Genomic DNA, 15,550 nt, shown 5'->3' with positions numbered 1-15,550 from the left:
TATAGTCGAAGGATGGTTCGGAGTGCGCAATTGCAACAAATTGTGAAGTCAAGCGCTGAGATTACATCCGTAAAACCTGATCTAGATAGTGCTAGCGAAGGGAAACATTATGACAACATGCAACACTGAAAAAACAAATACCTGCAACGAAGCAAACGAATACTGCACAAGCTCAACAACGCAAGTCGACACATGCTTCTCTGTACGCGCACGCCGACGCATGTTCCTTAACGACGTGCGTCAATGCATCGAACGCGTGCGCACGCAGCAGCCACTTACCCATTGCATCACGAACGTAATCGTGCAAGACATTACAGCCAACGCACTGCTCGCTGCAGGAGCATCGCCAATTATGGTAACCGATCCAGAAGAAGCGCATGCACTTGCGCAAATTGCCACAGGCGTGCTCATAAACGTTGGCACATTCCATCAGCCAGAAACTTCCGAATACATGCGCGCAGCTGTTGAAGGATGCGAAAAAGCTGATACTCCGTGGGTGCTTGACCCGGTTGGAATCGGCGTTCCAGCACTTGCACCTCGCGCGCGCTTTGTACACGAAATTATTAAGCACCACCCTACTGTAATTCGTGCAAACGCTTCCGAAATAATGGCACTTGCAGGCAAAGAAAGCAACGGAAAAGGCGTAGATTCTCACGATAACGTAAACGACGCGCTTCAAGCTGCTCGCGAATTAGCTAAAAAATACGGATCCGTAGTGGCAATTTCCGGAGAAAAAGACGCGATTTACGCTCACGGATGTTTAGCTCGCGTAACAGGTGGCCACAAAGCTATGACTAAGGTAGTTGGAACAGGTTGCGCTTTGGGAGCGTTAGTTGCAGCATACGTTGGCGCAAACCCGGAACGTCCGCTCGCAGCAACTGTTGCAGCGCACGTGCACGCAGCAGCGGCTGGAACTTGGGCAGCTCGCCAAACCACAGCTCCAGGCACTTTCCGCACACTGTGGATGGATGCGCTTTCAACTCTTAGCGTAAACGACATGTTTAGTTTGACAAATATTGAGTTTACGGTGGAGCCTGTTGATTGGACACTGTATTTGGTAACGGATCCGCGCATGGGAAATCGCCCGGAAGAAGAAGTTGCAGTAGAGTCAGTTGAAGGCGGAGTTACAGTTGTGCAATTGCGCGATAAGTATTCCAATGACGCTGAAATTTCGGCCAAGGCGAAGAAGTTGCGTCACGCGCTTATTGATTCCGGACACGGCGATGTACCTGTGTTTATTGACGATCATGTTGATTGCGCGGCTCATCTTGGTTTCAACTTGCACGTTGGGCAAAAGGATACGCCATTTGTTGAGGCGCGAAAGGCGATGCCGGCCGAGTGGATGGTTGGGCTTTCTTGCGCTCGACCGGATTTGATGGAGAAAGCTTACCGCGAGTGCAAAGAAAACGACGTTCCGCTGCCGGATGTGATTGGCATTGGTGCAGCTTTTGAAACGCATACGAAAGCGCACGACGTGCCTCCACTGGGAGTTGAAGGCGTAAACGAAGTTGCGAAAGTTGCGCACTCTATGGGCGTAAAAACGTTGGCAATTGGCGGAATTCACGAGAACACAGTGTTCCCTATTCGCGGTCTTGAGCTTGACGGAGTTTGCACAGTGTCGGCGCTTATGTGCGCTGAGGATGCTGGGAAAGTTGCGCGCGAGCTTAAAAGCGTGATTACTGAGTAAAACTGGCACGCGTGCGCGACGACCTGCTTTCGCGCTTAGAGCGTAGCGCGCGAAAGCAACTCGGAGCGGAAACTCGCTTAAGCGCGAGCGTTGGCTGGTTTTGGGAACAAATGCCGGAAAATTCCCGGCATTTGTTTACGAACAGAGCTTCGATGTTCACACAGTTTGCTGAAGGATGCGCACGGAATGGTTTACCGGTCCATGCCCGCGCTCGCCGCCGCGCCCAACATGCAATTCACTCCCAGCCGCAATCGCCTCACGAAGCCACGCCGTTGACCATTCAAGCGCGCGAAGTACAGTATCGTGATCACTCAAATTCTTTCCCTCGCGCAAAGCAAGCCCAATTTTCGTAGCAAGCGCAGAAGAAAGCGAGCAACCAGTTCCGTGAGTTGTGCTTGTTTCAACTCGTTCGCTTGGTACGTGACTTGCGTAGCCATCCGGGAAAACCGCAGTATTTCCAACGTCTTCGCCAGTTAAGTGCCCACCTTTTACGATTACAACAACGCTGTTTTTTGCAGCCAACTTGCGCGCCTGGTTGCAAGCTTCCTCAAAATTTTCCGCAACACTTGACTCGCACAAAGCCGCCAATTCCGGCACGTTTGGCGTCACTACATCAACGCAGCTTATAAAGTTTCGCATCGCATTTTCAGCACTTGCCTCAAGCAAGCGTTTCCCGGAAGTTGATATCATAACTGGGTCTAGAACGCTTACAGGAACCGGATTATCACGCATCCAGTCTCGCATTGCTTCAATGTATTCTGTGCATCCGAGCATGCCGATTTTTAGTGCATCAACTGTAACGTCGTCGTACACGCATGAAAGTTGTGTGCGGAAAAAGCTTACTGGTGGCGTGAATACTTCGCGCACCTCGCATGTGTTTTGCGCAACAAGATTAGTTGGTATACACATGCCGTAACCGCCTGCCGCCATGATTGATTTAAGATCTGCCTGTATTCCGGCTCCACCTGTCGGATCTGTGCCAGCTACGCTTAGCACGCGTGGAATGATTGGATTTGATTGCTGCGAAAGCGATTGCGTATGTTGCAAGTCGTTCTGCTTACTTGATACTAGCGTCATATTTTTTATTATATTGCGTCGCGCTCGTTTGTGTTCAAGTAGGTCGTTACTAGCGCAGTGATATGTACCCCCTTTTCTGCATCAGTGTCCGAAGGTAGGCAAAATCACACTCATGCAGCGCGACGACCTGCCTGAGCGCTGCGATTTAGCGCGCGAAAGCAACTCGGAGCGCCGAGCTTGCTCAGAGTTGAAAGCACAGTGTGCTTTCAACGCAAGCGAGGTCTGCCTTCGTCTCGATTGACGAAGGCAGGGCAGAGTTGCGTGGTTGCGCTTTAGAAACTAAGTTGTGACTGGCGTGCGCTGACGACCTGCTTGAGCGCTGCAATTTAGCGCGCGAAAGCAACTCGGAGCGCCGAGCTTGCTCAGAGTTGAAAGCACAGTGTGCTTTCAACGCAAGCGAGGTCTACCTTCGTCTCGATTGACGAAGGCAGGGCAGAGTTGCGTGGTTGCGCTTTAGAAACTAAGTTGTGACTGGCGTGCGCTGACGACCTGCCTGAGCGCTGCCATTTAGCGCGAAGGCAACTCGGAGCGGAAACTCGCTTAAGTTGGAAGTCCAGTGGGCTTCCAACGCGAGTTTCGTAAGCGAGCGCGTAATCCACGCGAGCGCCAACTGTGCCAGCAACAAAAAAGAGCTTCAAGCCCGAAAGCTTGAAGCCCCATTTTTATATTAGATTAGCGCAATCACTCAGCTTCGTCGCCATAATCGCTCTGACCACCCTGATCGTCAAGGAAGTCATCTGGATTAAAGTCGTCGCCGAGCTTCATATCACCAAAATCAATGTTGGAGAAGTCAACATCGCCCATATCGCTCTCACCGAAGTTCGAAGGCGTGCTATCTGCACCGCCCAAACCAAAGTTCGGATAAATAGAGTCGCGAACCTGAGGATCCGGCTCCACACTAGCATTGCGGTAACGTGCCAAACCGGTACCAGCTGGGATGAGCTTACCGATAATCACATTCTCCTTCAAGCCCTTAAGGTCATCTTCCTTCTGGCTCAAGGCGGCCTCAGTAAGCACACGCGTAGTCTCCTGGAACGATGCTGCAGAAAGCCAAGAATCCGTAGCCAAAGAAGCCTTGGTAATACCCATAAGCTCTGGTCGACCAGCAGCAGGCTTTCCGCCGTTCTTTACAGCAGCCAAGTTTGCCTCGCGGAACTTTGCTTGATCCACAAGTTCACCTGGAAGAAGATCCGTATCGCCAGAATCGATCACCGTAATGCGGCGAAGCATCTGGTGCACAATAACTTCAATGTGCTTATCGTGAATATCAACACCCTGAGAACGGTACACGTTGTGCACTTCTTCCACGATGTTCACCTGAGCCGCACGCGGACCAAGAATACGCAGAATCTTCTTAGGATCCACAGAACCTTCAATCAGCTGCGTACCAACCTCAACATGGTCGCCATCTTTTACAAGCATTGGCGCACGACGAGTCACTGGGTAAACGATTGGATCAATCGTAGTGTCGTCTGGAGTCAAAGTCACCTGACGGCCGTGATCAGTATCCTCGACCTTCACAACGCCTGGGAACTCAGCGATTGGAGCCTCACCCTTAGGAGTACGAGCCTCGAAAAGCTCCGTAACACGAGGAAGACCCTGAGTAATATCAGAAGCCGAAGCGACGCCACCAGAGTGGAAGGAACGAAGCGTAAGCTGCGTACCAGGTTCACCAATGGACTGTGCTGCAACAATACCAACAGCCTCACCAACATCCACGAGTCGGCTTGTAGCCAAGGACCAGCCGTAGCACTTTGCGCAAACGCCGCGCTTGGATTCGCAAGTAAGCACAGAACGCGCCTTAACTTCCTCAACGCCGTGAGCAACCAAATCACGCAAAACGTCCATAGAAAGCGCGTCGCCACACTTTGCCAAAACTGTCGTACCGTCAGCAGGATCAATTACGTCTGCAGCAAGCAAGCGCGAGTATGGACCACCGTCAGCAGCCTTAACAAGCGTCAAATTGCCGTTTTCGTCGCGATCAGCAATCTTCATCATAAGACCGCGCTTAGTGCCGCAATCTTCTTCACGCACGATTACTTCCTGCGAAACATCCACAAGACGACGAGTCAAGTAGCCAGATTCTGCCGTACGAAGTGCGGTATCTGCCAAGCCCTTACGAGCGCCGTGCTGCGAGATGAAGTACTCCAACACGGAAAGACCATCGCGGTAGTTTGACTTAACAGGTCGAGGAATAATCTCGCCCTTAGGGTTTGCCACGAGACCTCGCATACCAGCAATCTGGCGAATCTGCATCCAGTTACCACGTGCGCCTGACTGAACCATGATGTTCACGTTGTTGTCATCGTGGAAGTTTTCACGCATTGCGTCTGCAACCTTGTCGGTGCATTCAGTCCACAAGTTGATCAACTCTTGACGACGCTCTTCGTCTGTAAGAAGACCCATATCGTATTGAGAGTTGATTTTTGCAGCCTGATCCTCGTAATCTTGCGCAATTTGCTCGCGATTTGGAGGAAGCACAATGTCAGAGAATGCCATCGTTACGCCAGACCAAGGAGCGCGAGTAAAGCCGAGATCCTTCAAAGCGTCGAGTGTTGCTGCAACTTGAGCTGTAGAATAGCGGGTTGCAATATCGTCGACGATCTTAGAAAGTACGCCCTTTGGCACCTGCTCGTTTACGAACGGATAGTCGACTGGCAAAGTTCCGTTGAACAAAATGCGTCCGCAAGAAGTTGCAAACAGTACAGTCCCGTCCTTAAAACGCTCTTCGCGCACAACGTCTGGGCTGCCTGGCTCAGGGTCAACAACCTTAAGCTCAGCAGGCTCCCAATTCTTTGGCAATACGAAGTCTGCAGGAACTCGAATCAGCACCTTAGCTTGCATATCAATCTCATGCTTGTCGAGAGCCATTTCAGCTTCAGCAAGCGAGGAGAAGATTCGGCCTTGACCTTTTGCTCCGTCAATTACGGTAGACAAGTAGTAAAGACCCAGAATCATATCCTGAGAAGGCATAGTCACGGTGTGACCGTCTGCTGGCTTCAAGATATTGTCGGAAGCCATCATCAAAGTGCGCGCTTCCGCTTGAGCTTCTGCAGAAAGCGGAAGATGCACTGCCATCTGGTCACCATCGAAGTCTGCGTTGAATGCTGCACAGGCAAGTGGCGGCAGGTGGATTGCTTTACCTTCAACCAAAATCGGCTCGAATGCTTGAATACCCAAGCGGTGAAGTGTAGGTGCGCGGTTAAGAAGCACAGGATGTTCGGAAATAACTTCTTCCAAAACGCCCCAAACTTCGGAGTCGCCACGGTCAACCAAACGCTTTGCGCTCTTCATATTCTGAGCGAAGCCCTGATCCACCAAACGCTTAATAACGAACGGCTTAAAAAGCTCCAATGCCATTGGCTTTGGCAAACCGCACTGATGCATGCGAAGGCTTGGACCAACGACGATTACGGAACGACCAGAGTAATCAACACGCTTACCAAGCAAGTTCTGGCGGAATCGGCCTTGCTTACCTTTAAGCATGTCGGAAAGCGACTTTAATGGTCGGTTGGATGCGCCGGTTACTGGGCGTCCGCGGCGACCGTTGTCGAAGAGTGAGTCGACTGCTTCCTGAAGCATGCGCTTTTCGTTATTAAGCATAATCTCAGGAGCACCAAGCTCAATAAGTCGCTTCAAACGGTTGTTACGGTTGATTACACGACGGTACAAATCGTTCAAATCGGAAGTTGCAAAACGACCACCATCAAGCTGAACCATTGGTCGCAAGTCTGGTGGGATTACTGGAATTACGTCCAAAACCATAGCTTCTGGCTTGTTTCCAGTAGTCAAGAACGCGTTTACAACCTTCAGTCGTTTCAAAGCGCGAGCCTTGCGCTGACCGGTTCCGTTGTCAATTTCTGCGCGAAGTTCTTCGGCAGCAGACTTCAAATCGAAATCTTGCAAACGCTTCTTAATAGCTTCAGCACCCATGCAGCCTTCGAAGTAATCGCCATAGCGATCTTCCATCTCGCGCCACAAGTCAACGTCGCCTTCCATATCGCCGGCACGCAAGCCCTTGAAACGATCAAATACGGCGTTCAAACGCTGAATTTGCTCGTCATAGCGAGTACGAATAGCAGACATTTCGCGTTCTGCACTAGCACGCAACTTAGATCTTGCAGCACCTTTGCCTTCGCCAGATTCTTCCAGCTCATGCAAGTCTTCTTCAACTTTCTTAGCGCGCGCTTCAATTTCGTTATCACGACGCTTGCGAAGGTTGCCGATTTCTGTATCGAATTCGTCTTGCAAATCTGGAAGATCTTGGTGACGCTGCTCTTCGTCGACTTTCGTAACCATGTAGGCTGCGAAGTAGATTACTTTTTCAAGATCCTTAGGTGCAATGTCGAGCAAGTAGCCCAAACGGCTTGGCACACCCTTGAAGAACCAAATGTGCGTTACCGGAGCTGCAAGCTCAATATGACCCATGCGTTCGCGGCGAACGCGACTGCGGGTAACTTCTACGCCGCATCGTTCGCACACGATTCCCTTAAAGCGCACGCGCTTATACTTGCCGCATGCGCACTCCCAATCGCGAGTTGGACCGAAGATCTGCTCACCGAACAGACCATCCTTCTCTGGCTTTAGGGTACGGTAATTAATGGTTTCTGGCTTCTTTACTTCGCCGTGGCTCCAGCTACGGATATCTTCGGCGGTTGCCAGTCCAATCCTCAGTTTGTCAAATGCGTTGACGTCCAGCACTCTTATCGTCCTGTCTCATGAAATTGTTTTTAACGTTTCTTAATTTCTTAAAGTGTGTTCGTTACCGAATCACTGGTATTCAGGTTCAACAGCAATCTGATCTTCCTTGGCGGACGAATCTGGTCGAGCGCCAATATTGAAGCCAAGATCGTCGGAAGATGAAACTGGGTCGTCCTCTTCATCCTTCATGTCGATTGCGACGCCTTCAGCGTTCAACACCTCAACATTAAGCGAAAGCGACTGCATTTCCTTAAGCAACACCTTGAATGATTCAGGAATGCCAGCTGGTGGCAGGTTATCGCCCTTGACGATAGCACCGTACACGCGCACACGACCGTCGACGTCATCAGACTTCGTAGTCATCATTTCGTGCAATGTGTAAGCAGCACCGTAAGCCTCGAGCGCCCACACTTCCATTTCGCCGAAGCGCTGACCGCCGAACTGAGCCTTACCACCCAACGGCTGCTGGGTAATCATGGAGTAAGGACCAGTGGAACGTGCGTGAATCTTATCATCAACCAAGTGATGCAGCTTCAAAATGTACATGTAGCCCACAGAAATTGGCTTCGGGAATGGCTCACCAGTACGACCGTCGAATAAGGTTGCCTTACCGTCAGAGCCAACAAGCTTGTCACCATCGCGATTTGCGAGTGTTGTAGAAAGCAAGCCCTTCAAAGTTTCTGGTCGCACGCCGTCGAATACTGGCGTTGCAACTGGAGTGCATGGATCGCCATGCTCAGCACCTTGCGGCACGTACTTCTTCCAAGCTGCTTCCAAGTCTGGATCCAAGTTAATATCCCAGCCAGCGTGAGCAATCCAACCCAAGTGAAGCTCGAGCACCTGACCCAAGTTCATTCGAGAAGGCACACCCAACGGGTTAAGCATGATGTCAACTGGAGTACCATCAGCCAAGAATGGCATATCTTCTTCTGGCAAAATGCGGGAAATAACACCCTTGTTGCCGTGACGACCGGAAAGCTTATCGCCTTGCGTAATCTTACGATGCTGAGCAATGTAAACGCGAATCATTTGGTTCACGCCGTTTGGAAGCTCGTCACCGTCGTCTTCAGCGTCTTCACGAGTGATTTCCTTAACTGCAATCACAGTACCAGTCTCGCCGTGTGGCACGCGCAAAGAAGTATCGCGCACTTCGCGGCTCTTTTCGCCGAAGATTGCGCGGAGCAAACGCTCTTCTGGAGTAAGCTCGGTTTCGCCCTTAGGAGTTACCTTACCAACCAAAATATCGCCAGCTTCGACTTCAGCGCCAATACGAATAATGCCGCGCTCGTCGAGATTTGCAATCGCATCTTCGCCAACGTTTGGCAAGTCACGAGTAATCTCTTCGGAACCAAGCTTGGTTTCGCGAGCGTCGATTTCGTATTCTTCAATGTGAATAGAAGAAAGCGTATCGTCTTGCACAAGACGCTGGGAAATAATCACAGCATCCTCGTAGTTGTAACCGTTCCAAGGCATGAATGCAACGAGCAAATTCTTACCCAATGCAAGTTCGCCCTTTTCGGTTGCAGGACCGTCTGCCAAAACTGTACCAGTTTCAACGCGCTCGCCATCTTTAATAAGCGGCACTTGGTTGTAGCAAGTAGTCTGGTTAGAACGCTGGAACTTTGAAAGCTTATAGCTGGACTGAGTTCCATCGTCGTTCATAACGCGAATAATATCTGCAGAAACGTAAGTTACTACGCCCGGCTTTTCAGCCAAGATTACGTCGCCAGAATCAACTGCTGCACGCCATTCAGAACCGGTACCAACAAGTGGTCGCTCCGACTTAATAAGCGGCACAGCCTGACGCTGCATGTTCGTACCCATCAATGCGCGGTGGCCTTCATCGTGCTCCAAGAATGGAATCAAGGAAGCGCCGAGAGAAACCATCTGACGTGGGGAAACGTCCATGTAATCTACAGTGCTTACAGGCACATCGACTGCTTCTTCTTCGTCCACGCGAGCAAGTGCTTGAGTGCCGACGAAGTTGCCGTTTTCGTCGAGTTCCTGGTTTGCTTGAGCAATAACGTGCTCAGCTTCACGATCTGCAGTCATGTATTCGACTTCGTTAGTTACGTGACCATTCACAACCTTGCGGTATGGGGTTTCGATGAAGCCGAATGGATTGATGCGTCCGAAGGTTGCCAAAGAACCGATAAGACCGATGTTTGGACCTTCTGGGGATTCGATTGGGCACATACGTCCGAAGTGGGATGGGTGCACGTCTCGAACTTCCATAGAAGCGCGATCGCGAGAAAGACCACCAGGACCAAGTGCGGAAAGACGACGCTTGTTCGTAACGCCTGCCAAAGGATTGTTTTGATCCATAAACTGGCTGAGCTGGGAAGTTCCGAAGAATTCCTTAATAGTTGCGTTTACTGGACGAATGTTAATCAAGGACTGAGGAGTAATTGCCTCTGCATCCTGAGTTGTCATACGTTCGCGCACAACACGCTCCATGCGGCTTAAGCCGGTACGAAGCTGATTCTGCACAAGCTCGCCAACCTGACGAATACGACGGTTGCCAAAATGATCGATATCGTCAACGTCAACGCGCAACTGTACGTCTTGACCGTCGCGCTTACCTGGGAAGGTTTTTTCGCCAGAATGCAACGTTACCAAGTACTTAATAGTTGCGATAATATCTTCGCGATTCAAGCTGCGATCGCTGTAATCTGCTTCAATACCGAGCTTGCGGTTGATCTTATAGCGACCAACGCGAGCCAAATCGTAACGCTTTGTGTTGAAGTAGAAGGAATCGAGAAGATTGCGACCAGCTTCTGGAGTTGCAGTATCTGCAGGGCGAATCTTACGATACAAATCGGTAAGTGCATCGTCTTGCGTTTCGATAGGCTCTTTTGCGAGCGCATCCAAAACAAGTGGATAGCCTTGGAAAGCATCTGCAATTTCGTCTTTCGTCATGCCAATAGCCATAAGGAATACGATTGCAGACTGCTTACGCTTGCGGTCAACGCGAACGCCTAAAACGTCACGCTTGTCGATCTCAAACTCCAACCATGCACCACGGCTTGGGATAATCTTCGCACCGAAAACATCCTTGTCGGAAGTGCGATCTTGTGTACGATCGAAGTACACGCCTGGGGAGCGCACAAGTTGCGAAACGATTACTCGCTCGGTGCCACCAATAATGAATGTGCCGTGAGGAGTTTGCAATGGGAAATCACCCATGAAAACAGTCTGGCTCTTAATTTCGCCAGTTTCGCCGTTTTCAAACTCAGCATTCACATAAAGTGGAGCAGAATAGGTGTAATCCTTTTCCTTGCACTCGAGCACAGTGTGACGTGGCTCTTCAAAGTATGGATCAGAGAATGTGAGGCTCATCGTCTCAGCAAAGTTCTCAATTGGGGAAATCTCCTGGAAGACTTCGTCGAGACCAGAGACATGAGGCACGGTGTGAGTTCCGTTTGCTTCATCTTCTGCAACGCGCTTCTTCCAGCGTTCAGAGCCGATCAACCAATCAAAGCTGTCGGTTTGCACGCCGAGGAGGTATGGCACATCAATAGGCTCACAAATGGAGCCAAAATTCACACGATCTGACGCTTTATGCAACTTAATATCATGTTCGTCAGCACGTGCGATGACTTTCGTGGTGCTCGTCATAGCTTGTTCAGCAGCCAATGGACGTTCCTTTATCACTCGCTAGTTAACTATTTAATCTTTGAAAAACTAAAGAAAATCGCGGCAAACGAAACTGCCAAATAAGCAAGTTGCGATGCGCGGGCGCCTTCTTCGGTTCCATGAGCATGCCCGCTATATGACACACCTTACACAGTCTGTCTACTTTACCAAAAACTCCGGACTTTTCCCCACTAATAACGAACGCTCGCAATAGTAATGTGCAAGTTGCGAGTAAACTAAATACGTTACGATTACGAAGTTACGTAAAGATACTTAAAAAGCTAAGGAATAGCATGAATAACAGCGAGAATACGCAAGAAGCAGCAGCCGAAACCAAAAAGCAAACCGAAGCACAAACCGAAGCACACAAAGCAGCAGCAAGCCGCGTAGAGCAAATGTACGAGTACGGCTACCGCAAATCAAATTATGGCCCAGACGAGCTTGTAACCGACGCTCACGGAAATCCGATTAGCGTTATGGACGCAATGCTCAGCGCCGACGATGCCGCGCGCGCAGAAACGCACACCCCTCACCTTTGCTTTTACTCCCCTCGTATTCCAGGAAATACAGGTTCCGCAATTCGACTTTGCGCTGTAACTGGCACTATCTTGCACTTGGTTGAGCCGCTTGGTTTTAATTTGCACGATACTAAATTACGTCGCGCAGGCTTGGATTATCACGATATGGCTCACGTTGTTTTGCACCCGAATTTTGAGAATTTAGTTGAGTCAATGCCAAATTCGCGAATTATTGCGTTTACTGCAAATGCTACGAAACTTTACACTGAAATTGAATATAAGTCGAACGATATTCTGCTTTTTGGACCAGAGCCAGGAGATATTCCTGATCCAATGGATGTTATGGCTGGTCCACATGTGGCAGAGCAGGTGCGTCTTCCTATGCGCCCGTCACTTCGTAGTTTGAATCTTACAAATTGTGCTTCTATTGCAGTGTATGAAGCGTGGAGGCAACTCGGTTTTACAGGCGGAAGGTAATCACGAAAGTATACGACGTTTACATAATCAAGCATGCAGCAAGATTCACAATCTCTCACCGAAGAACATCTCACCGAAGAAACTTCTCAGCCATTGCGCGAATTGGCAACACTTACGCGCGATAATGTTGCATTTTTTTGGCATAGTTGTGCACGCGATTTGCCTTGGAGGTTTGGGCACACTACCCCTTGGGGTGTGCTTGTGTGTGAAGTAATGAGCCAGCAAACGCAAATGAGCCGCGTTGTACCCTATTGGCTCACTTGGATGCAAACTTGGCCAGATGCACAATCACTAGCTCACGCTACGAGTGCTGAAATTATTACAGCTTGGGGTCGCCTCGGCTACCCTCGACGCGCGTTACGTTTACAATCTTGTGCTCAAGTTGTAGCAACAACATATCGCAATAAGCTGCCATGCACCTATGAAGAACTTATTGCCTTGCCAGGTGTAGGCGATTACACAGCAAGTGCAATACTCAGCTTTGCTTATGGCAAGCACATTGCGGTGATTGATACAAATATTCGCCGCGTACTTATGCGCGCTTTTACTGGAACTGAATCGCATGGTGGCAGCACAACGCAATCTGACCGCGAGCTTGCTGCAGCAGTATTGCCGGAAGATAATCATGTTACTACTGCCACTGCTAACGCTACTAACACCACCAACACTACTTGCACTTCATCCATTTGGAATCAGGCAATTATGGAAATTGGTGCTACCATTTGCACAGCACGATCTCCGCAATGCACTACATGCCCTTTGCAAACATGGTGCCGTTTCAAAGCTGCTGGATTTCCAGGTCTTGGCCACCATACCCGCCCACAGCAACATTTTGCCGGCACTAATCGGCAAGTGCGCGGCATTATTTTGCAGGCATTGCGTGAAGCACATAAAAAACAGCAGGTATTGCAACGTTGCGAGATCAACAATTTATGGTCGAATCAAACGCAACTTGACAAATGCATTGCTTCGCTCGATCATGACAGTCTTATCACTATATTGCCGGATGGCACTTTAGCACTACCTTAAGTAACTAACTAATTACGCTGCTTTTGTAACTCTTTAATTAACAACTTAATTACTTTGTATGTTAGTCTACCTTGTGTAGTGAGTACAGTTCATCTCATCGACTTATGTATTACAATGGTAAATATGTCAATGCCAACTACGTCACCACGTAAACCGCATCGCAATGCGAGTGCAACATCATTTCGCAACCCGATGCGCAAACCCGTGCGTAAGCCCGTACGCAACATGAGTGCAGCAAAACGAAAAATGTATCGTCGCCGCAGAATTGTTGTTGGTATTGCTTTGTTGCTTTTGATTATGCTGGTCATATTTTGCGTTATTAGCTTGAGTAAGGGTATTGCTGCTATTGGTAAAGCGATTGCTGGCCATGAAGTTACTATTGTTCGTCAACCAGTGCCAGACCCTCGTCCTGTTGGCTTAACACCTCATTGCACTGCTAAAGATATTCGTCTTGAGCTTTCTACTAAGTCACAAACTGTTCCCATGGGCGGTAGCGTTGAATTGACAGAACGATTTGTGTACGAAGGAAACTCTTCTTGCCTTATTGACGCATCGGATATGAATGCTGTTTTAACGATTAATAGTAGTGAAGAAGTTACGCAAGGTAAGCAAACAACTAAAGATAATAAAAAGAAAAATAATCAAGACAGCAAAAATAGCAAAGACAGCAAAGACTTTAAAGACTCCAGTAAGAGCGTTGACTACTTATCCCATGCAGTATGGCGTTCAGACGTATGCGATATGCCTTTGAAACCTCTTCTTATGGCAAAAGGCGACCATTTTGAGAAGAAAATTACTTGGAACACTAATTCCACTTCCGGCAAAGGCTGCACCGCTGATGAGGATTTGCCAAAAGTGAATCGCGGAACTTACGTTTTACGCATTGAGCACAAACGAGTACAAGGTTTGCATAGCGAACCTGTGCTAATTAACGTGCAATAATCGCTAGCATACCGTACAAAATGCGCTCGTACTAAAAGCTAGTAACAACTTGCGCATCAAAATTAAAGCCAGACGCGACGCTTGTGCCCGCAAAGCACGAAAGCAAGTCGAAACGTAGCTAATTCTTGAAGCTGTGTACTGGAGCAGGAATACGTCCGCCGCGAGTTACGAAAGCTTCGCAGCTTGTTTGGTTTACTGGCATAATCGGCGCATATCCCATTAATCCGCCGAAGTTCGCCATTTCGCCTACACCTTTTCCAATTACTGGAATAATTCGCACAGCGGTAGTTTTTTGATTAATCATGCCGATTGCAGATTCATCCGCAATCATGCCAGAAATCGTTGCAGCGGAAGTATTTCCAGGAATCGCAATCATGTCAAGACCGACTGAGCAAACGCATGTCATTGCTTCAAGCTTTTCAATAGTCAAGCAGCCAGACTTCGCAGCAGCAATCATATTTGCATCTTCCGAAACGGGTATAAACGCTCCAGAAAGACCGCCAACATAGCTACTTGCCATAATGCCGCCCTTCTTAACTTGATCGTTCAGCATAGCGAGCGCAGCAGTTGTGCCAGGAGCACCAACCTGGTCCAAACCGATTTTCTCAAGCACTTCGCCAACAGAATCGCCAACTGCAGGAGTTGGAGCAAGCGACAAGTCTATAATTCCAAACGGCACACCAAGCCTACGAGAAGCCTCTTGCGCAACCAACTGACCTACACGAGTAATCTTAAACGCAGTGCGCTTAATAGTTTCGCATAGAAAAGCAAAGTCTTTTCCTCTAGCAGCATCGAGTGCACTCGAAACAACGCCAGGACCAGACACGCCAACATTGATCACAGCATCGCCTTCAGTTACACCATGGAAGCCGCCTGCCATGAACGGATTGTCGTCCGGAGCATTGCAAAAAGCCACGAATTTAACACAACCGTAAGAATCGTTTCCAGCTGTAGCTTCAGCGATCTTTTTAATCGTGCGTCCGAGCAGCTCTACGCAATCCATGTCTATACCAGTTCGCGTCGAGCCGACGTTCACAGACGAGCACACAATTTCCGTCTCACTTAAGGCTTGTGGAAGCGACTCAATAAGCATGCGGTCTGCTGCAGTCATCGACTTTGCAGGAAGCGCCGAATACCCACCAATTAAATCAACTCCAACAGTGTGTGCTGCTCTGTCTAATGCGTGCGCAATTTGCACAAAATCTTCAGGCTTTTTACAAGATGACGCTCCAACAAGCGAAATTGGAGTTACGGTAATTCGCTTGTTTACAATTGGAATTCCGTAGTCGCGCGAAATATCGTTGCCGGTTTTTACTAAATCTTTCGCAAGACGTGTGATTTTTGCTTCAACTTTACAACAAACGTCCTGCAAGTTTTCGCAAGCGCAATCTAGCAGGTTGATTCCCATGGTGATTGTGCGAACGTCGAGCTGTTCTTGCTCAATCATCGAATTAGTTTCGCTTACTTCCATCAGGTTGAGCAT

General features: G+C 49.1%; 8 protein-coding genes and 1 riboswitch. Of the genes, 4 read left to right on the top strand and 4 right to left on the bottom strand.

All coding sequences use genetic code 11. The features are described 5' to 3' along the window. The first annotated feature begins 8 nt into the window (after positions 1-8). A riboswitch (TPP riboswitch) is annotated at positions 9-120 on the top strand. Beyond that, positions 110-1,687: a hydroxyethylthiazole kinase gene (thiM, locus tag HXT43_RS01080; protein ID WP_004107252.1), complete on the top strand. Its 1,578-nt coding sequence runs from the start codon at positions 110-112 to the stop codon at positions 1,685-1,687. Its footprint overlaps the riboswitch before it by 11 nt. Before the next feature lie 156 nt (positions 1,688-1,843). Here thiM and thiD read toward each other — a convergent pair whose 3' ends face one another. The 3 genes from thiD to rpoB all read right to left on the bottom strand — a co-directional run bounded on the left by thiD (position 1,844) and on the right by rpoB (position 11,083). Further along, positions 1,844-2,764, bottom strand: a complete 921-nt coding sequence (thiD, locus tag HXT43_RS01075; RefSeq protein ID WP_064340227.1) for a bifunctional hydroxymethylpyrimidine kinase/phosphomethylpyrimidine kinase — start codon at positions 2,762-2,764, stop codon at positions 1,844-1,846. A 681-nt stretch (positions 2,765-3,445) separates the two neighbouring features. Then, complete coding sequence (locus HXT43_RS01070) at positions 3,446-7,465, bottom strand: DNA-directed RNA polymerase subunit beta' (RefSeq protein WP_004118670.1); 4,020 nt, start codon at positions 7,463-7,465, stop codon at positions 3,446-3,448. 69 nt (positions 7,466-7,534) lie between these two features. Further along, positions 7,535-11,083 (bottom strand): DNA-directed RNA polymerase subunit beta, encoded by a 3,549-nt coding sequence (rpoB, locus tag HXT43_RS01065; protein ID WP_032835542.1) that lies wholly within the window; start codon positions 11,081-11,083, stop codon positions 7,535-7,537. A gap of 311 nt (positions 11,084-11,394) precedes the next feature. On the opposite strand from rpoB, the gene HXT43_RS01060 reads away from it, so the two are divergent. The 3 genes from HXT43_RS01060 to HXT43_RS01050 all read left to right on the top strand — a co-directional run bounded on the left by HXT43_RS01060 (position 11,395) and on the right by HXT43_RS01050 (position 14,067). Beyond that, positions 11,395-12,096 carry a tRNA (cytidine(34)-2'-O)-methyltransferase gene (locus HXT43_RS01060; protein ID WP_415696124.1) on the top strand — a complete coding sequence of 234 codons (702 nt, stop codon included), beginning with the start codon at positions 11,395-11,397 and terminating at the stop codon, positions 12,094-12,096. Between the two features lie 33 nt (positions 12,097-12,129). Next, positions 12,130-13,125, top strand: a complete 996-nt coding sequence (locus HXT43_RS01055) for an A/G-specific adenine glycosylase (protein WP_415696123.1) — start codon at positions 12,130-12,132, stop codon at positions 13,123-13,125. Positions 13,126-13,254: 129 nt separating this feature from the next. Then, positions 13,255-14,067 carry a hypothetical protein gene (locus HXT43_RS01050; RefSeq protein WP_064340229.1) on the top strand — a complete coding sequence of 271 codons (813 nt, stop codon included), beginning with the start codon at positions 13,255-13,257 and terminating at the stop codon, positions 14,065-14,067. Positions 14,068-14,185: 118 nt separating this feature from the next. Here the strand turns inward: HXT43_RS01050 and HXT43_RS01045 are convergent, their stop codons facing one another. After that, positions 14,186-15,550 carry a PFL family protein gene (locus tag HXT43_RS01045; protein WP_032842559.1) on the bottom strand — a complete coding sequence of 455 codons (1,365 nt, stop codon included), beginning with the start codon at positions 15,548-15,550 and terminating at the stop codon, positions 14,186-14,188.

Source organism: Gardnerella sp. DNF01195 (assembly GCF_049244175.1).
In the GTDB taxonomy this organism is placed as follows: domain Bacteria; phylum Actinomycetota; class Actinomycetes; order Actinomycetales; family Bifidobacteriaceae; genus Bifidobacterium; species Bifidobacterium leopoldii.
This window is presented reverse-complemented; position numbering and strand designations above follow the sequence as displayed.

Excerpts from the sequence above, each read along its gene's own strand:
- thiM (WP_004107252.1), top strand. The coding sequence starts at position 110 with ATGACAACATGCAACACTGAAAAAACAAATACCTGCAACGAAGCAAAC.
- thiD (WP_064340227.1), bottom strand. The coding sequence starts at position 2,764 with ATGACGCTAGTATCAAGTAAGCAGAACGACTTGCAACATACGCAATCG.
- rpoB (WP_032835542.1), bottom strand. The coding sequence starts at position 11,083 with ATGACGAGCACCACGAAAGTCATCGCACGTGCTGACGAACATGATATT.
- HXT43_RS01060 (WP_415696124.1), top strand. The coding sequence starts at position 11,395 with ATGAATAACAGCGAGAATACGCAAGAAGCAGCAGCCGAAACCAAAAAG.
- HXT43_RS01055 (WP_415696123.1), top strand. The coding sequence starts at position 12,130 with ATGCAGCAAGATTCACAATCTCTCACCGAAGAACATCTCACCGAAGAA.
- HXT43_RS01050 (WP_064340229.1), top strand. The coding sequence starts at position 13,255 with ATGCCAACTACGTCACCACGTAAACCGCATCGCAATGCGAGTGCAACA.
- HXT43_RS01045 (WP_032842559.1), bottom strand. The coding sequence starts at position 15,550 with ATGCTCAACCTGATGGAAGTAAGCGAAACTAATTCGATGATTGAGCAA.